This window comes from Vineibacter terrae (genome assembly GCF_008039615.1).
Classification (GTDB): Bacteria; Pseudomonadota; Alphaproteobacteria; order Reyranellales; family Reyranellaceae; genus Vineibacter; species Vineibacter terrae.
Window position 1 is genome coordinate 1 of sequence record NZ_VDUZ01000069.1, and the last position, 18,114, is coordinate 18,114.

At 65.9% G+C, this 18,114-nt stretch carries 13 protein-coding genes; 8 read left to right on the forward strand and 5 right to left on the reverse strand.

Translation table 11 applies throughout. The annotated features are described in order from the left end of the window. Positions 1–200 precede the first annotated feature (200 nt). Positions 201–836, reverse strand: a complete 636-nt coding sequence (locus FHP25_RS36955; RefSeq protein ID WP_218578888.1) for an Lrp/AsnC family transcriptional regulator — start codon at positions 834–836, stop codon at positions 201–203. Between the two features lie 466 nt (positions 837–1,302). On the opposite strand from FHP25_RS36955, the gene FHP25_RS36960 reads away from it, so the two are divergent. From FHP25_RS36960 to FHP25_RS36980, 5 genes are all read left to right on the forward strand, one after another. Next, positions 1,303–2,454 carry a hypothetical protein gene (locus FHP25_RS36960; protein WP_147852019.1) on the forward strand — a complete coding sequence of 384 codons (1,152 nt, stop codon included), beginning with the start codon at positions 1,303–1,305 and terminating at the stop codon, positions 2,452–2,454. A 117-nt stretch (positions 2,455–2,571) separates the two neighbouring features. Beyond that, a complete protein-coding gene (locus FHP25_RS36965; RefSeq protein WP_147852020.1) occupies positions 2,572–3,675 on the forward strand; it encodes a calcium-binding protein in 1,104 nt (367 codons plus the stop codon). 102 nt (positions 3,676–3,777) lie between these two features. Beyond that, on the forward strand, positions 3,778–4,524 hold the full coding sequence (locus FHP25_RS36970) for a SapC family protein (protein ID WP_147852021.1): 747 nt from the start codon (positions 3,778–3,780) through the stop codon (positions 4,522–4,524). Further along, positions 4,524–5,384, forward strand: coding sequence for a SapC family protein (locus FHP25_RS36975; protein WP_231712616.1), 861 nt, complete (start codon positions 4,524–4,526; stop codon positions 5,382–5,384). The genes FHP25_RS36970 and FHP25_RS36975 overlap by 1 nt, the downstream gene beginning before the upstream one ends. Positions 5,385–5,394: 10 nt before the next feature. Continuing rightward, positions 5,395–6,624: a glycosyltransferase gene (locus FHP25_RS36980; RefSeq protein ID WP_178134071.1), complete on the forward strand. Its 1,230-nt coding sequence runs from the start codon at positions 5,395–5,397 to the stop codon at positions 6,622–6,624. On the opposite strand, the gene FHP25_RS36985 is transcribed toward FHP25_RS36980, so the two are convergent. Then, complete coding sequence (locus FHP25_RS36985) at positions 6,611–8,755, reverse strand: glycosyltransferase (RefSeq protein ID WP_147852024.1); 2,145 nt, start codon at positions 8,753–8,755, stop codon at positions 6,611–6,613. The two genes, FHP25_RS36980 and FHP25_RS36985, sit on opposite strands and share 14 nt — an antisense overlap. Positions 8,756–8,840: 85 nt before the next feature. Then, a complete protein-coding gene (locus tag FHP25_RS36990) occupies positions 8,841–9,455 on the reverse strand; it encodes a class I SAM-dependent methyltransferase (protein WP_147852025.1) in 615 nt (204 codons plus the stop codon). 383 nt (positions 9,456–9,838) lie between these two features. Between FHP25_RS36990 and FHP25_RS36995 the strand changes: the two genes are divergently transcribed. From FHP25_RS36995 to FHP25_RS37005, 3 genes are read left to right on the forward strand one after another with little or no spacing between them, the layout of a single operon-like run. Continuing rightward, on the forward strand, positions 9,839–11,566 hold the full coding sequence (locus tag FHP25_RS36995; protein WP_147852026.1) for a type I secretion system permease/ATPase: 1,728 nt from the start codon (positions 9,839–9,841) through the stop codon (positions 11,564–11,566). 31 nt (positions 11,567–11,597) lie between these two features. Next, positions 11,598–12,938, forward strand: coding sequence for an HlyD family type I secretion periplasmic adaptor subunit (locus FHP25_RS37000; RefSeq protein ID WP_147852027.1), 1,341 nt, complete (start codon positions 11,598–11,600; stop codon positions 12,936–12,938). Between the two features lie 47 nt (positions 12,939–12,985). After that, positions 12,986–14,314, forward strand: a complete 1,329-nt coding sequence (locus tag FHP25_RS37005) for a hypothetical protein (RefSeq protein ID WP_147852028.1) — start codon at positions 12,986–12,988, stop codon at positions 14,312–14,314. A 126-nt stretch (positions 14,315–14,440) separates the two neighbouring features. On the opposite strand, the gene FHP25_RS37010 is transcribed toward FHP25_RS37005, so the two are convergent. Together FHP25_RS37010 and FHP25_RS37015 are read right to left on the reverse strand one after the other, a co-directional pair. After that, positions 14,441–16,678 carry an AGE family epimerase/isomerase gene (locus tag FHP25_RS37010; RefSeq protein WP_147852029.1) on the reverse strand — a complete coding sequence of 746 codons (2,238 nt, stop codon included), beginning with the start codon at positions 16,676–16,678 and terminating at the stop codon, positions 14,441–14,443. Positions 16,679–16,690: 12 nt separating this feature from the next. Continuing rightward, on the reverse strand, positions 16,691–18,109 hold the full coding sequence (locus tag FHP25_RS37015; RefSeq protein ID WP_147852030.1) for a hypothetical protein: 1,419 nt from the start codon (positions 18,107–18,109) through the stop codon (positions 16,691–16,693). Positions 18,110–18,114 lie beyond the last annotated feature (5 nt).

Below are 18,114 nucleotides of genomic sequence, written 5' to 3' on the forward strand. Positions count from 1 at the left end.
GGACAGCGCCGAGCACGGCGCTACGCTCACACGGCAAGGGACCGCCATCAAACCACAAGCGCCCCTTATTGCCCTCCATTTTCCCCTTGATAACCGGTAGGAGGTCCTCGCTGCGCTCGGGATGACGTAGAGGGCGGCAGCATGGCGTTGCGCCCCATGTGATAGCCCTACCGGGTTGAGTCTGCCCCCACGCGCCCCGCCTATATCGGCCGCTCCCTGAGCACGGGTGTCCCGAGGATGGGCGGCAGGCGCCGCTTGACCGGCGATGACTGGACGATCGACGTGTTGGTCATCGCATAGGGAATCACGTGGTCGACCAGCCGTTCCAGCTCGTCGACCGACTGGACATAGGCGCGCGCGATGAAGCAATCCTCGCCCATGACGCGATCGCATTCGACGATCTCCGGCAATCCGCGCAGAATCTCCGCGACCTTCTGGAGCTGCCCGGGGATCGGCTTGATGCGAAGCCACGCCGTGATCGGAAGGCCCAACACTCTCGGGTTGATCGAAAGCGTATAGCCTTCGATCGCACCCGCTTCCTCAAGGCGCCTGATCCGGTCCGACACGCTCGGCGAGGACAGGCCGACCAGGCGCGCCAGGTCGGCGATGGTGATGCGGGCGTCGCCGACCAAGGCTTCAAGGATGCGGGCGTCGATCGCATCCAGATTGCAGTCTTTGTATCGAAGGCGCTTCATCGACTTTGCCTTTAAGTATGTCGTTCGTTCCCGAAATGAACGGCGAGGTCCACGCGAAATTGCGCGTGCCTTTCCTTTCCACCGATGAATATCGGCCGATTCGCGAGCGCCGAGGCAGATGCAACGCGGTGCGCTCGTCATGTGCAACAAGTTTTTGAACAGAATGGATCAACACCCCGAACCCGCTTGCTTAATCTATATCGTGGACATGTCTGAGCGTCTTCCTAAATCGCCGACCTGCTTCAATTCACAGGCGGCTGCTGTTTGTCGCTGCTTGCGGCTCGATCAAGTATTGATCGAACGAAGGCGATCTCATCGAGATGAATGAATCCCGAAGGTAATACGAAGGCAACGCCTTCACGCGAGCATCCGCGATCGTGCTTCATGGATCGAAGCGAAGGGCCCGATCACATCATGTGCGATGAGATTCGCAACGTGAAATCGCCGTAAAATGCTCGTTCCGTCATTCTGCTGACATCACCCGGCATAAACTCTGCGTCACTGAATTGTCGCAGGCACGCGCGCGCACGATCGATGCAGGATACCACGGCGCTGTGCTGCACACGTGAGCATGTGATGTTCAGTACGCCAGCATGTCGCAAATTTCTTGATCCACACCGGCCTGCATTCTCCGTTTCTTGCCTTCTCCAAATATCTCTTTTTGCAAGGACGCGTGTTTTCAATATTCATCCTTTTGTTATGGAAACCGTATATGCGTTTTGAAAACAAACAACTTTCTGTTGACTCCCTAGTGGGTGCAACGAAGTATGCCCCGCATATTGAAGAGGACGACGTGCCTGATCGAGACCATAACAGACACGGACGTACACGCATTCATAGATTGAACCGCGGTTTGTTCATATTGCGTTACGTTGCTTCGAAGGCGCCGACCGAGGCATCGGCACGACATATCGACGCGCCCAAGGTGCGGATCACGCCGCAGAACAAAGCGGATGTCGAGCTGATCGCCTGGCCGGACGCCGCGGCGCACGAGCTGCGCGGCCCGGGAGACGGGCTTGTCATCCGCGCATTGCGCGACGCGACGCTCGCTCTTGAGGTCGTGCCTGCCTTCGTCGGCGGCAGCCTCGATGCCGAGCTGCATCTGGAGCCGGTCTCCAGGCTCGCGCATGCCGAGGCGCAGCAGCAGGATCCGATAACGCCCCTCGGCGACGTCGAGCAAGCCGCCGTCGAGGCCGACCGCATCGAGGTCCTGGCGCATGTCGCGCGCCGCGGTGACATTGTCGTGCCGACCGGCGAGTGGATCTGCGGACCCGATTATCCGATGGCGATCGAAGGCCTGGAGTTCCGGTGGCCGCGCCGCCCCGCAGGTCTCGATATTGTCACACGCGTGTCGGTCAGCAGAAACGGTATTCACGAGCTGCCGGCGAGCTTGACCGGCGAGTTTGCAGGAACGCGAGGCCGCGCTGCGCCAATCACACGTCTCGACATCTCGCTGACCGGCGAGCGCGCCAAGGCTTTCGTCTTGCGATCGGAAGCGCTGTTCCTCGGATCCTCCGTCCAATCCAAGAGCGGCCGGTCGGTGTCCCTGGCTGGTCCGACCGGGCGCGAACCGCTGGTGGGATTGCGCTTGTCGGTTGTCGCGCTGGAGGCGTTCGGAGCCGCTCAAGCGGCCAGCCGTCCGCTGCCGCAGGAGACGAAAGCGGGAACAGGCTGGAGTTCGGGAGGACGCGTCCGAGTATTCAGGGGGCTGAAGAAGGCAGGCGCCGACTCCCCAAGCCGCGTCAGGGAGCGTGCCTGAGGCTGCAACACCTCGGACACGCCGTTGCAGCAAGAATCAAGACAAGCTGTCTTCGCGCAAAGAAGTTGATTCGCGATAAGCAGCGAGCAGATTGAACCCAACTGATGAGGATCAGAGATGGCAACCTACGATCTTAGTCGAAGCGAGGTTGGCGACCTTGTCCAGGGCACTGGGCTGTTCTCGGACCCCGAGTGGAACCGCATTCTCGAGGCGATCGATACGACTGGCGTGTTCGCACCGGGATCCGTTTCCGGGGACAAGGCCAACCTCGAAGCGCTGCAGTTCGGAGAGTCGCCCGGCCCGAACCGGGAAATCCTGTTCTACGAAGGTGTCCCGACCGGCCCGGTGACAGGTGCCGATGACGCCAACGTCGTCATCTTCGCGACCAATGAGAATGTCGAAGCCAGCATCGGCGGCGGCGACAAGGTGGTCGCATCCGCCGATGGTGACGATACGATCACGTTGACCGGCCACGGCGACGATGTCGTGTTCACCGGCGGCGGCACCGACCTGGTATCGGCGGGCACCGGTGACGACACCGTCTATGGCGGTGACGGCAACGACACCCTCGATGGCGGTTCGGGAATGGACCGTCTGTTCGGCGAAGCCGGCGATGATTCGATCAACGGCGGCGCCGGCGATGACAGCATCGACGGCGGCGCGGGCGATGACTGGCTCTCCGGTGGTTCGGGTGATGACACCATCCTTGGCGGCGCGGGCAGCGACTCGATCGACGGCGGTTCCGGCAGCGACCACATCGAGGGCGGCTCCGGCGACGACAGCATCTCCGGTGGCGCAGGCAGCGACACCATCTTCGGCGGTGCCGGTGATGATCTGATCATGGGCGGCGCCGGCAATGACAGCATCGACGGCGGCGCGGGTGACGACCACCTCATCGGTGGCGCCGGCAGCGATACGCTGATCGGCGGCGACGGCAACGACACGCTGGAAGGCGGGTCGGGTGGCGATACCTTCATCGCCGACGCCGGTGACGACAGCATCGTCGGCGGCTCCGGCAAGGACACCGTCTTCGTCGATGTCAGCGACGACACGGTGGTGGGCGGCAACGGCGTCGACACGCTGCACATCACGAACTTCGACAGCACGGACAATCGAACGGAAACGCACGAGGGCGATGCGACGACCTGGACGTTCGACGACGGCAGCTCGATCACCTTCTCGGATGTCGAGAGGATCGTCTTCCGCGATCAAGAGCACTGAGATCGGCTCCACCAGGTTGGACATGTCGGGAGGGGCCGGGCGGCCCCTCCTTTTTTCTATGTTGCGGATACCGGGCCTCGGCGGCGCACAGGCTGGCATGCCATGATCTACTGGCCAGATCTTCATGACTGTCCCCGGCGCCTGACATCCGGATGGGGACATTCCCGGATCTTCGCGCCGGAAGCCTATGAGCGGGCGCGCAACAGGCAGCTGGTCCCGATCGTCCACGGTGAAGCGCTGACGCTGGCGGCGTGGTTTCCGATCTGCTGGCAGATGCGGGACGACCGACCCGTTCTCTGTGTGCTGCGCTCGCTGCTGCCTGACGGCACCGGGCATCCCGTGCGGCCGTCCAACGCCAGCGGCGCCTTGCCGGCGGCACTGCGCGCCTTTCCCGTCATCCTGACCCGCGCTGCCGATGATGCTCCGGAAATCTGGATCGACGATGTCGTGGCCGACCAGCCGACGGATATCGGCGCGCCTCTGCTGATGTCGGACGGACGTCTCAGCCGCGGCGCGGCCCAGCGCGTGCACACGGTCATGATGCTGCGTCGTTCGATCGATCGCACGGAAAGCCTGACCGACTCGTTGCACGGCGGGGGCTTGCTCGAGCCCTGGCCGCTGGACTTCGAGGTCGGTCCGGCCGGGCAGCGGGCCCGGTTCGACGATCTTCTCGTTGTGCGGGCGTCGGCCCTGGCATCCACCGCCGCGATCCAGCTTCTGCGGACGTTCGGCGTGGACGCGGCCACATTCCTCACCGCTCACCGCATCTCGCTCTTCCGCATCGCGGTCCTGATCCAGGCCGCGCGCGCGCAGGTGAAGTCGGCACGCGCGCCGGAGCCGGTGGCGTGATGCCGGCGCTGGCGGATATCCCGTTTGATTTCCGGCCGCTGGGAGATCGACCATCCGGCATGTGGCGCCGGCCGCGGCAGTTCGGCTTTCTCAACCGCGTCGGCGCCATCCCGCTTGCCGACACCGAGCTGCTCCAGACCTCGCTCTACCTGCCTCTTGCCGTGCGCGAAGGGGCCGACGCATACGAGGTGATCGCGGTTCTTCACCCCGATTTCCTGGCCCGCTCGCCAGTCCGGCCCGATGGACGGTGGGTACCGCCCTACATGCCCATCGCATTGCGCTATCTGCCGCTGCGCCGCACCCACCGCGTGGCCGATAAAGTGTCCAGCCTAGAGATCGCGCAAGATCTCGATACAGGAGCGGACGGCATCGCGACGCCGTTCTTTGCCGATGACGGACGCATGCATCCGGATTTCGCGGCCGCCATGTCCCACTTCGATCGCCTCGAGGTCGGCAAGGCACGGCTCGCCAAGGCTGCGGCATCGCTGGTCGCGGCCGATATTCTCGTCAAGCTGACGTCGACGTCTTCAGAGGCGCTGGCAGCCGACGCGGATCTGCTGGTGATCAATCCGCAACGATGGCGGCAGCTCACACCACCGAGGATCGCCGCGCTCGCCGCAGACGGGTTCCTCGCCCTGGATCTTGCGACCGCGTGCTGCTTCTCGGCGCGCCTCTGGGCCTCGCATCTCGTGCCGCAGGCCGCCGATCGGGGACAGCACGATGCGGACGCCTCCCTTGTGCCGTTCGAGCAGCGCGGACATGGGGCTTTCCCCATAGAATTGAGGATCGATGACAGCTCCCTCTTCTCTTTTGACGCGTATGCCAGCGCCACCGCGGAGCAGCCCGGCGACACCCGTTGATGTGCTCTTTGTGCACACCAACTTCCCCGGCCAGTTCAAAGGGGTCGCCCAGCATCTCGCGCAACGTTGTGGGACGCGGGTTCACGCCATCGGATCGCGCACCGCCACCCTGGTGCCCGGGATCAACGTGTCGCGCTACAGCGTCTCGGCCCAGGATATCGCCGCCAGCCATTCGCTCGCGCGCCGCTTCGAGCTCGAGTGCCGTCGCGCCGAGCAGGTCATGTACGCCGCCACCCAGATGAAGCTGAACAAGGTGGCCCCGAAGCTGATCTTCGCTCATTCCGGCTGGGGCGAAGCAATTCCCTTGCGCGAGCTGTTTCCCCAGGCGCGTCTCGTCGTGTACCCCGAGTTCTTCTACCGCACACGCGGTGCCGATGTCGGGTTCGACTCGGAAGCCGGACAGCTCGGCGTCGACGGTGCGGTCCGGATATCGCTGCGCAATGCCGCCACGTTGCTCGCCCTGTCGGATGCCGATGCGGCGATCGCTCCCACCCACTGGCAGAAGAGCCTGTTCCCGGCGGAGTATCACGGCAAATTCCGGGTCATCCATGACGGGATCGATACGAAGCGCCTGACACCGGGCAAAGCGACGTTCACCGACCCGTCGACCGGTCGATCCTTCCGGACGGGCGACGAGGTGGTGACGTATGTCGCGCGCAATCTCGAGCCCTATCGGGGCTTCCATATCTTCATGCGCGCCCTGCCCCGGATCATGCAGGAGCGCCCCCATGCCCATATCCTGATCGCGGGCGGCGACGGCGTTTCCTATGGCTCGCTGCCGGAAGGCTATGCCGGATGGAAGGAAAAGCTCATGGCGCAGCTCGATGGGCGGTTGGATCGCGCACGGCTGCACTTCCTGGGGCATCTCGCCTATGACGACTACGTCGCCCTGCTCCGGGTATCGCGCGTGCATGTCTACCTGACCTATCCCTTCGTGCTGTCGTGGTCGATTCTCGAGGCGATGGCGCTGGGCTGCATCGTGGTCGCGTCCGACACGGCGCCGGTGCGGGAAGTGATCGACGACGGCGTCACCGGCCTGCTGACGCCCTTCTTCGACACCGACCAGCTCGCAGAACGGATCGTGAGCGTCCTCGCCAATCCGCGCCGGCACGCGCCGATCGGCCGCGCCGCCCACAGCCGGGTCGTCGAAGCCTACGACTTCGAGCGCCAGACCCTGCCCGGCTATATGCGGATCGTCGAGGAGGTGGTTGGTGCAGCGCCGGCATTCACGCGAGGCTGAGCCACCACGTGCGCAGCGCAGAAACGGCCGCCTCGAGCGATGCATCAGGCGGCAGACGCAAGTCTCGGCCTGCGGTATCGCATTGCTGCACCGACGGATCGAAGAACGCCGTCGGCACGCCGCGCGCCATCCACCCATCCAGCCGCGCATCGCCCAGGCCCCAGCGGCGCGAGGGAAAGAGCACGCCCTTGGCCGTCCCGGGGCTCGTCGCGCATGACAGCATGTCCGCCGACGCCTCACCCAGCACAAAGACGTTGCCCGGCGCCATCGCCGCGCGATCGTCGCTCGTTGCGCCATCGACAACGATCCCGCTGCGGGGATCAGCCTGCCTCAGCGCGATCGCAAGGCCGCGGACAAGCTCTTCAATGGAGAAGGACAACGCATCGCACACGACCAGCAAGTCGTGCGACGCCGCCACCTGCGGCACGGCGGCACGGCGGCCGCCCGGCTGCCGCTCTGGCGGTGCCAGCATTTTTGCCATGGCGTCCGGAAAGCGTGCGGCCAGAGCCTGCGCCAGGCGCCGTGTCGCCGGCAGAATATGGCGGCTGCCTGCCAGGACGCGGCCGGTCGACCCGGCAGCCGGTCGCCTTGTGTCGACAGAGCCCGAATCGGCCAGCAGCACGTCGTATGGCCAATCCATTTCCGCCAGCGCTGCAGCAAGCCCGTCCGGCAGGTTGTCCGGGTCGGCGATGGCCAGGTGCGCGACGGACAGCCTGGCGATATCGCGCAGCAGCCCCCGCGGCCCGTCGCCGGTGAGAACGACATTCTGGGGCAGACCGCCGGCCTGGTCCCTGAGGCGCAGCCCGCCGTCCTCGACCGTAGCGACGATGGTATCGAGGCCTGCCGCCCGCTGCGTGGCGGCATAATGCTCGACCAGCGTCGCGTCATGCGCCGGCCCCCGGACCAGCAATACCAGCGGCGTCTGCCGGGCAAAGAGCCACGCCTGCTCCAGACGGGCGATCGCCGCGCGCAGCGGATCCTGGCGCACGAAACCGGCCGACTGCTCACGATACCCGGGGTAGAGGCGAGCGAGAAGCGGCAGGTTGGCGACGACCAGCGAACGCTTCTCGTCCTTGAAGGACCGCGACCCGGCATGGCCGACGAAAATGCCGGGGGCGCAGACATGCCGAAAGCCCGCTGCCCGCGCCCGCAGGCAGAACTCGACGTCCTCGTAGTAGCCCCGACCGAAGGCGGCCGACAGCGGCCCGATCGTTTCCAGAACGGCGCGCTTCACATAGAGGCAGAAGCCGACACCATTGGGCAGGTCGACCGGATCGGCCGCATCCTGGCTGGCCGCAAGCCTGTCCAGCTCGACCAGCACGTCCGGCGGCGGCAGCGGGTTTTCCCGGAAACGCACCGGCATGCTTGTGTATTCGCCGTTGTTCGACAGCGGCGTCACGGTGCCGATATCGTCCTGCATATAGGCGACCCGCGCCATGCGGGCACACAAATCCGGTGGCGCGATCGTGTCGGCGTTCAGCAGCAGGACATCCTCGTCGGGTCCCAGCTTTTCCAGGCCGCGATTGACGCTCATGGCAAAACCGCCATTGTCCGGATTGCGCACAAGCTCGATCTGACCGCGCTGCGCCAGCTCATCGAGAAGCGCCGCGATCCGCGGATCGGGTGTCACATCGTCAATCGCGATGATCCGTCGCTTGTAGCGATCGCCGGGATTCGCCAGCAGCGTCCGGAAGCAAAGCTCCGTTGCAGTGAAATCGTCATAGACCGGCACGATGACGGCCACCCGCCGCCTGCCCCTTGCCTTGGCGGCTGGCCGGCGGGCTGGTTCGGGTGCCGCCGCGACAACCGGATCGGACGAGTCCCGCTCCGATCCGGCGCCTCGCGCCGGCTGTTGCAGCCGGCGTGTCGCCGCGTCGCGTTCCGCCTGGTCGGGACTTGCCAGGGCCAACCGGTTCGCGAAGGGATGGAGCGGGTCGATCGCCAGGGCGGCGCGAACGTCGCGCCATGCTCCCGCCGCATCGTCCAATGCCGCCAATGTCAAGGAGCGCAGCACCAGATCGTCGGCGACCATGCCGCGGCGCGCCCGCACCAGCCGCTCCGCCAGCAGCCATGCGGCGGAACCGTCGCGTGCCTCCAGGCAACGCCTGGCTTGCGCCGCCAGGCTTGCCACGTCATCCGACGCCGACGGCGCAAGGCCACGGATCGCGCGAGCAACCACTGATGCCGCGGATTGCACCTCGTTCACGAAATCGGCCTCATGCCTCGAAGGTCAACCCGACGCGGGCGAGCGCCGACATCACCGGGGCAGGCACCGCATCCGGCATGAAAGCGAGCGCCCACAGGTCATAATCCACGGCGCGCCTGGTATGGACCTCGACAAAGCCGGCGTTGAGCAGCATCCGGCCCAACCGCTCGGCCGTGAACCCGGTATGATGGCGCATGCTCTCGCCGCCACGTGCGATCGATGCGCTGTGGCCGTAGAGCATGTCGAGCGCCGTGATCGGTCCGGCCGGCGACAGGTAGGCTGTCTGCTCCAGCCCGTCGCGCAGCACGAGCTCGGCGACGGCTTCGATGTCCGGGCAGCGGATCAGCGCAAAGCCGTCTCTCTTCAGGATCCTGAAGAATTCCGCGAAGGCCTGCGGCACCTCATGTGCATGAAGATGCTCGACATTGTGCGACGACCAGAGCGCATCGAAGGCACCGGTTTCCACCACCGCGGACATGTCGTGGATCGAGCAGACGATATCGGGATGCACCCGCATGTCGATATCCAGCCGTGTCTCGATCCAGCCCGCGCTTCGGAAGATGGCATGAAGCTTGCCGGGCGCGTCGGTGCCGCAGCCGGCGTGCAGGACGCTGCGAGCGGGCATGAGGTGATTCATGGTCATCGTCCCTACCGGCCGCGCGGACGCTGGAACGTCACGCTCCTGGACAGCGCACCGGCGCATGTCGAACGATCATCAAATGGACTCAAGCCTGTCGTCATGCGCGTGCCACTCTGTCGCGAAATGTCGCGGAAATCGAACCATGATCGCTGATTGCAGCGCAACCATGCGGCTTTTATAGTATACTTCAATTCACCCATACGTCTCATCTGCAGTATGGGTAATAACAGGGAATTAATTTACTTCTCCATGTAGACACCAAACTAATTTCACAGAGCGGCAGCAAATCAACGCATCAACGTGCAGCAGGCCGCCACAAGAATTTCGGCTATCGGCTGAGCTGTCTTTCCTGAATTAGGAAGCCCTGAATGCTGGATCACAAGCACAACCTGCTCTGGCTCGAATCCAGGCCGTACCGTGCGGCCTTTGTCTCTCTTCTGGTGTTCAGCTTCATCATCAGCCTGACCAGCCTCACGCCGACGCTCTTCATGTTGCAGATTTACGAACGTGTGATGCACAGCCGCAATGAGGCGACGTTGCTGGCCCTGGTCATCATCGTGATCGGCTTGCTGGCCATGTGGACCCTGATGGAGGCCGTCCGTACCACTGTGCTGCGGCGTCTGGCCGTATCGTTGCACAACGGTGTCAGCAAGAAGATTTTCGATGCCATCAACCGCCGGAGCGAAAAATTCAGCTCCGTTGCCCGCAACACGATGCTGCAGGACATCAACGTGATGCGTGACTTCGTGGGCGGCAACCTCCTCGTCCAGCTCCTCGATCTCTGCTTCGCGCCCCTGTTTGTTGCCGTGGCGTTTTTGTTCCATCCGCTCCTGGGCGTGGCGCTGCTCGTCCTGGTCATCGTCATCGTGTCCCTGACCGTGGCGCACCAGTGGCTCGTGCGCACCTCCATCCAACGGGCGCAGCTGAGCGGCGCCCATGCAACAGATCTGGGACGCTCGATCATCGCCAACGCCGAGACGATCCGCGTCATGGGCATGCTGCCGGCGCTGGTGTCGCGCTGGCACCGCAAGCAGACCGAGATACTGGGATGGCAGTCCTCGGGCTGGGTGCGCGCCGAGCTGATCGTGGACATCCTTCGCTTCATCCGCCACGCGCAAAGTCCCGTGATGATGACGGCCGGCGTGCTGCTGTTCCTGGAGCAGCAGGCCGGTGGCGGCGTGATCCTCGCCGCGTCCGTCCTTTCGTCGCGCGCCATACAGCCGATCGACGGCGTCGTGTCGGGCTGGCGGTCATTCTGGACCATGCGCCTGGCCGCCAACCGTATCGACATGCTGCTGCAGGAGGCCGCCAAGGACGATGGCGAACGTTTTTCGCTGCCGCGGCCGGCTGGCCCGCTGATCGTCTCGCGCGCTTCCGTTGTCGCACCCAACCGCGACTCCCTGATCCTGAATGATGTTTCCTTCACCGCCGAGCGCAGCCGGGTGGTCGGCATCGTGGGGTCGAGCGGCGCCGGAAAATCGACGCTGGCCAAGCTTCTCGTCGGCATCTGGCGTCCATGGCGCGGCGCCGTCACGCTGGACGGCCACGATCTCGCGCACTGGGACCAGGACGATCTCGGCCGCCATCTCGGTTATGTGCCGCAGGATGTCGAGCTGCTGGCCGGGACGGTTGCGGAGAATATCGGCCGCTTCCAGGACAGCGGCGGCCTCGACCACGAGGCGGTGCTCGAGGCCGTCGAGCTGGCGGGCATCCAGGACGTGATTCGCGGGCTGCCGGATGGCCTCAACACACGGCTCGGGCCGGATGGCCATGTGCTTTCGGGCGGCCAGCGCCAACGCATCGCGCTGGCGCGCGCGGCGTATGGCAACCCCAGCCTGCTGGTGCTCGACGAGCCGAACTCGAACCTGGACGCGATCGGAGAGGAAAACCTCGCCAAGACGATGGCGCGCCTGCGGGACCGGGGCGCGATCGTCATCATCGTCACGCATCGCATGAACATGATCAACTACTGTGACGATGTGCTGGTGATGCAGTCCGGAACGGTCCACGCCTTCGGCGCCCGCGACCAGATCGTGGCGCGCCTGGCGAACAACCGCACGCCGCAGAAGCTCTCGCTTGTCCGCGCCGGCACATGAGAGTCATGACGCCGATGACACGGAGGACACGATGACGGCAATTCCGCGCGTTGAGGTGGTGACAGACAGCCTCGCCCCGCTGCCCTCCGCGGACTGGCGTCGCGTGGTCCAACTCGGCTATGTGGCGGTCGTCGTCGGCTTCGGCATGTTCGTTGCCTGGGCTGCCACGGCACGCCTCGACGGCGCGGCCGTGGCGTCGGGCGTCGTCGCGGTCGAGTCCAACCGCAAGACAATCCAGCATCTCGAAGGCGGCATCGTGCGGGAAATCCTGGTGCGCGATGGCGACATCGTGTCGAAAGGGCAGGTTCTGCTGCGGCTCGACCCGACACGGGTCGATGCCCAGGGCGAGACCTACCGGAACCAGCTGGCCGCGCTGCTGGCGCAGGAAACCCGGCTGCTGGCCGAACGCGACGGTGCAACCGCATTGTCCTTCCCAGTCGAGGTCGAGCAGCGGTCGACGCAGGTGGCCGTCGCGGCGGTCATCTTCGATCAACGGCGCCTGTTCGAAACGCGCCGGGACGTTTTGCAGCGCAATCTCAATCTTGCGGAGTCCCAGATCGAGCAGATCCGCAAGGAATCGGAACAGAACACCAGCGACATGGCGACGGCACGCGCGACGCTGGAGAATGTCAACAAGGAGCTGGGGCCGCTGCGCCAGCTCCTGCAGCGCAAGCTCGTGTCGGTGTCGCGGGTGATGCCCCTGGAACGGGAGAAGCTGCGCCTGGAAGGCGTCATCGCCAACGGCACCCTGCAAACGCAAAAGCTCAAGGAACGGCTGGTGGAGGCGGAGCTGAAGCGCAACCAGGTCCTTGCCGACTACCGCCAGGAGGTGTCGACGCAGCTTCTCGATGTCCGCAAGCTGCTCAGCGACGTCCGCCAGCAGCTGATCGTGGCCGAGGACGCCCAGCGTCGCTTCGAGCTGAAGGCGCCGATCGCCGGCGCCGTGCAGCAGATGCGGATCTTCACCGTCGGGGGCGTCATCCGGCCGGGCGACCCGGTGCTCGACATCGTGCCGGCCAACGACATCCTGGTGATCCAGGCCAAGCTGTCGCCGCTCGATGTCGACCGGGTCAGCCCGGGCCTGATGGCCGAGATCCGCTTTCCGTCGTTCCGGTACTTCGGCACCGATGTCGTGCGCGGCACGTTGCGCAGCGTGTCGCGGGACCGGCTGCTCGAGGACAACACCAACCGCGACCCCTATTTCGCCGCCGAGGTCACCGTCGATCGCGCCTCGCTCCCCGCCGAGTTCGGCAGCCGGCTCACCGCCGGCATCCCGGCCGACGTGATCATCCCGACGGAAGGCCGCACGCTCATGGTCTATCTGCTCGATCCGCTCTTCGAACGCTTCAACAAGAGCCTGCGAGAGCGCTAGCGGGTCGCCGCCTTGCCTCCTCAGCCGACAACGAGATCGATCCTTACATGACCCCAGACCTCGCCGTGCCCATCCGCCCTGTCGGAATCGCGTACCAGACGATCCGCATGTCCTGCATCGGCCGCGCCGAGCTGGACGATGTCATCGTCGCCTACATCAACGGCATCAAGGTCGGCGAGAACTACGTCGGCGGCGTGTTCAATGTCGGCGCCATCATCGAGTATCCGATCCAGTACCTGCCCCATGTCGACCTGCCCAGCGACATCCGCTTCGCGCGCATGCGCGATGGCGTCGAGATCGCCAGCCCCTTCACGCTCAAGACGCAGGAGGATGCGATCGCCCTTGTCGGGCTGGGTGACGTGCGCATCGAGAGCCTGTCGATCGAGCACGGTGTCGTCCGCGGCGTCGCCATCAACCGCGTGAACGGGCTGCTGCGGCCGGAGATGTTCGCCAAGATCAACGGCGTCGTGCCGCGCGGCGTGGTGGTCGACCAGCATCGCCTGCTCGACGACGGCGGCGCCTCGTTCCAGTTTCACGTCCGGCTCGAGCCGCAGGACCTGACGGAGAACGGCCTGGCCGTCGACGTCTATGTCGTCGGAAAGGATGGGCCGCTGTCGTCGATCGTCTACCGTCGCGCCGATCCCGACGATGGCCTGCGGCGAGTGATCCAGCTGGAGAGCCGGCTCGACCAGAACCAGCAGGCGACGGGCTACCAGATCCAGGCGCTCGACAACGAGATCACCGCCCGCATCGAACTGCTGCAGGATCGCATCGACGCCTTCATCGAGTACTCCGCGTCGCTGCTCTTCGACCGGGTCGCCGCAACCACCGTCGAGCAGGTCGACGGCGCGCCGGCGCTCGACGGCGACAGGCAGCGAAAGATGCAGATGTTCCTCGACCTCGTGAAGTCCGGCGCCCGGATGCGGGGAACGGTCGCGCATGAGCGCGCCGATGCAGCAGCACCGCATGTCGTGCCGCTGCGGTCCGGCGCCTTCTCCCATGGCTGGTATGACGTCGAAGTCGACGACGGGGAGGAGTACCGCTGGATGTCCAGCGAGGCGATCGTCTTCAACCCCATGCCGGAGCGGAAGCTGGTCGAGGTCCAGATCGCCGTGTTCGGGATCTACGGTGCCGAGCTGCCGATGCTGAACTGCTTCTTCGACGGCGTGCCGGCCAACATCCTGCGCGAGCGGTCCGCGACAGGCGGCCCTCTTCTGCTCAAGCTACAGGCGCCGAAGGACAAGGCGCCGCTCTCCTGCGACATGCTGCGCATCGAGAGCATGGTGAGCGCCTCGCCTGCAACCCTCGAAGGGCTCAGCGACCACCGGCTCCTGTCGATCGCGGTGTCGCAGATCGCGTTCTCCTACGCCGAGTGACGCCGGCTGATCCCCACTGTCATCCCGAGCGCAGCGAGGGATTTCCCGCGAACAACGCACCGTGCGTCCTGTCGCGGGAGATCCCTCGCTGCGCTCGGGATGACGGATCAGCAGAAAAAGGGGCGGCTATGCTTGCGCAGCGGCCACGGCCGGCCGCGGCCGCGCCAGGAATTCCGGCGCCGGCACCAGGACCCTCGCTGCTCCCGGGAAAGCGGCTTCGCTGCCCGACTTCACGGCCACGAGGTGGAAAGCCTTGCGGATGTAGGTATCCTTGAACTGCGCATGCGTGCCGTGCTCGATGGCATCGGCGTAGGCGCGCAGCAAGGTCCGGGTGTATCGGGCGAAGTGCAGCTCGAACTGCCGCAGCAGCAGCGGATCGCGCAGGCGCCCGGCGAGATCGGCGAACCCCGCGCCCAGACGGGCGAACAGCGCCGGGAAGTCGGCGATCGTGCGGCTGTCCTCGCCGGCGATCGCCTGCACCGGTCCCACAGCCGACCCGAGCTGGTGGATATAGTTGCTGATGGAGTAGAACTCCGTGACGCTGTAGCGCTGCGGCTTGGCCTCGACGGCTTCATAGACCCGGCGCGCGAGGCCATTGGGCAGGAACGTGAGGCCGAACGTGCCGTAATGCGGGTCGGCGAGCACGTTGCCGATGGCGTCCTTGTTCGCCACGCCCAGGACCAGCACGCCGTTCTCGCGCAGCATGGCGGCCATCCGCGCGATCATCGCGTCGGGATCCGACACGTGCTCGATCACCGAGTTGCAGATGATCACATCGAACTGCTGATCCAGACCCTGGCGGCAGAGGTCGACATCGTAGAACGTCGCCTCCAGCCCGAGATTGCGCAGCGTGCGGCCGCACATGCCGCGGCGGGCGGCGTCCGGCTCGATGCCGTGCAGCTCGAAGCCGTTGCGGCCGAAGGGAATCAACACGCCACCGAAGCCGGCGCCGATATCCAGCACCTTTGCCTGTGTCGTCGGCACGCGGTGGCTGTCGGCCATCTGGAAGATGCGCTCGCCACGCCGGACGATCGACAGGTTGTACTCGAGCTGAGCCGCCGACACGGCGGGTATCTGCTTCTTCAGCTCGGCGAACGAACTGGCCGGCTGCCTGGCGGTCGTGATGAACGGCGCGAGCAGGCTTTGCACCACGTCCCGGTCCAGCGCGTATGACGCGGCAACACTGTCCACCAGCGCGTGCCGGCCGTCGCGCGTCCCAGGCCTCGCCGCAGGCTGCTTCGAGTCGCCCAGGACGCGATCGGCTTCGGCGACAGCGACGAACACATGGTACAGGATGCTGGCAGGGACCGGGCCGGCCACGGGACGGCCACGCGCGTCGAGCTGATCGACCCATCCGGCGGCAAAGGGCTGGCCGAGATGGCAATCGCGCAGCGTCTCCAGGGCCGCTTCGGCTTCACGATCGGCGCCGCGGATGCCGGCTTCGGCCTGTGCGATCCAGGCCTTCGCCAGCTCTGTCTGCAGCCAGGAGCGCCGCGTGCCGCGGCGGATGCCGCCGCGGCGATCGCCTTCGTCGACCAGCAGCCGCAGCTTCGGATCCCGCCAGCGCAGCGTCGATTCGAAGACTTGCGAGGCCAGGTCGCTGCGGGGCATGCCGAACAGCGTCTCGTGCTGGCGCAGCAGCCACACCCATTCCGCCTGATGGCCGGGCTCGACGATCTGGCCCTGGTCCCCGGCCGCCGGCTGCCATGTGTGTTCGAAGTGTTCGCCCAGCGTGCGCGAGTGCGCGTCGAACAACCGTGTCCTGAACAGCGCCAGGACGCGATCGGCGCGGGCCCGGGCCTGCGGATGGTCGAGCGCCGCTTTCAGCGCCAGCATCGCCTCGAACCAGTGCATCTGCGGGTTCTGGCGGCGTGGCTCGCTTGGCGGCTGGCCTTCGATCAAGGTTCCGTCGGCGGCCGTCAGCGCGCGATCGACGAAATCCAGCGTGTCGTCAAGCACCGCCCGCACGCGCCCGTTGCCCGTGGCGCGCAACAGCCAGGCGCAGGCCAGGACCACGAAGGCATGGTCGTACGAATCACGCAGGTCGCTCGCGACGTCGCCGGCCGGCGTCATCGTGTGGATGAAGCCGGGACGACCGTCGGGCGCGTGCGCCGACTGCATCATCGCGTCGAATGCCCGCAGCGCGACGGCCTTGCCGTCGGGATACCAGCCGATCGCCGCGGCATGGGCATAAACGTAGATCTGCCGTGCCTGCACCCTCAGACGCCGTGTCGCAGCCGGATCCGGCATGCCGGTGGCGGTGAGACGCTCGTGGAAGGCACCCGTCGCCTGATCCACACCGTGCTCGGCCCAGAACGGAAGCACGGTGGCGGTCAGCCAGCTCTTGAGTTCGCTTGCGATCATCGCGGCGCACCTTCAGTTGAGCTCAAAAATCACGAAGCCGCTGGGCTGCAGAGACCGGGTGCCCGGCCCACCGCCCGTGCATTCCGCAAGCGCGCGGTGCTGCCCGGCGGGCGTCGCAATCCGCGCCTTCATGGTGTCGTTCATCGTCACGCCAAGCGGCGCGGCGGACGCGTTGACCATGGCGATCGCCGAGAGCTTGCCGCCATAGACCAGGCCGAAGATTGTATCGGGCACCAGCGTGACGACATGGACCTCGCCCGCCTGCCGTGCGCGCTGTGAAAGAAGCCGCCAGCCCTCAAGCGCCGGCCTCCGCTCGCCACGCTCGCTGTAGAGGCCGTAGCTCGCCTTGCCCCAACGCGGATCGACCAGCTCCCAATAGAGCAGCGGGCCGTAGCCTGTGGCCGCCAGATCCAGCGCCAGAGCCATGGTCTTGGCGGCATAGCCCGGCTGGTTGCTGACGGCATCCGGCGCCCGCCGATCGGCCCCGATGCCGCGCCCGCGATCGGCCGGCGCCAGGAATGTCAGGGCAAACTCGCTGACAAGGATCGCCTTGCGATAGCCGAGCGCGTCCAACTGCCGGCGCGCCTGACGCGCCTCCGCGATTGTGTCGCGGTTCGTGCGGTCGTCCCAGGCATGCACGCTGACCTGGTCGACGACGCCGACCAGACCTTTGCCCAGCGCCGGATCGGCAACATAGGATCGCAGCGCCGATATCCGGCTCACGCCGGGACCTGCGATACGCGGCAGAGCCACGTTGTGCTGCTTGGCCAGCCGGCGCGTCTCGCCCACCAGCCGCAGATACCGGGTGGGCGGAATGGCGATGTTCCAGTCGCCATCGGGCTCGTTGGAAAGCTCCACCACATCGACCGGGTAGCCGCGGCGGCGCAGCTCTTCGAGCAGGGCGACATAGAACATCGCCGTGACCGGCACCGCCGCCTCCGGCAGGGTGCGCTTGTCGCGTGCCGTATTGCCGCTGGCCTCGGCGTCGGTGACCGGCGGCTCCCAGATGACGAGATGCGCCTCGGCACCCAGCCCGGCGAACATCGCCTTGAGCGCGCCGACCTCCCGGCCGTAGCGGTCGGCATCACGCGCAAACGCATCGGCGATGTATCGGCGGACCGTGTCGTAGTCGGCCTTGTGATCAAGATGCGGCATGCGCCGCCAGCTCGGGCCGCCGCCATACCGCAACGCCACCGGCCGCAGCTCGTGCACGCGCGGCACGACATTCTGCGCGTCCTCGGGCCAGACCTGCAGCCCGAGCTGCAGCGCGCCTTCGGTCTGTCCAGGCAGAGCGGCCGTGACGTCGCAGCACGTCACCACCTTCGTAGGACAGGCCGGCGGCTGCGCGTGCGCCGCCCCGCCCTGAACCAGGGCAACAAGTGCGCCGCCCTGCAGCAGGAGGCGGCATAGCTTGCGGAACAGCCGCATCATGGGCA

Excerpts from the sequence above, each read along its gene's own strand:
- FHP25_RS37000 (WP_147852027.1), top strand. The coding sequence starts at position 11,598 with ATGACGGCAATTCCGCGCGTTGAGGTGGTGACAGACAGCCTCGCCCCG.
- FHP25_RS37015 (WP_147852030.1), bottom strand. The coding sequence starts at position 18,109 with ATGATGCGGCTGTTCCGCAAGCTATGCCGCCTCCTGCTGCAGGGCGGC.
- FHP25_RS36955 (WP_218578888.1), bottom strand. The coding sequence starts at position 836 with ATGACGAGCGCACCGCGTTGCATCTGCCTCGGCGCTCGCGAATCGGCC.
- FHP25_RS37010 (WP_147852029.1), bottom strand. The coding sequence starts at position 16,678 with ATGATCGCAAGCGAACTCAAGAGCTGGCTGACCGCCACCGTGCTTCCG.
- FHP25_RS36995 (WP_147852026.1), top strand. The coding sequence starts at position 9,839 with ATGCTGGATCACAAGCACAACCTGCTCTGGCTCGAATCCAGGCCGTAC.
- FHP25_RS36970 (WP_147852021.1), top strand. The coding sequence starts at position 3,778 with ATGATCTACTGGCCAGATCTTCATGACTGTCCCCGGCGCCTGACATCC.
- FHP25_RS36965 (WP_147852020.1), top strand. The coding sequence starts at position 2,572 with ATGGCAACCTACGATCTTAGTCGAAGCGAGGTTGGCGACCTTGTCCAG.
- FHP25_RS36975 (WP_231712616.1), top strand. The coding sequence starts at position 4,524 with ATGCCGGCGCTGGCGGATATCCCGTTTGATTTCCGGCCGCTGGGAGAT.
- FHP25_RS36990 (WP_147852025.1), bottom strand. The coding sequence starts at position 9,455 with ATGCCCGCTCGCAGCGTCCTGCACGCCGGCTGCGGCACCGACGCGCCC.
- FHP25_RS37005 (WP_147852028.1), top strand. The coding sequence starts at position 12,986 with ATGACCCCAGACCTCGCCGTGCCCATCCGCCCTGTCGGAATCGCGTAC.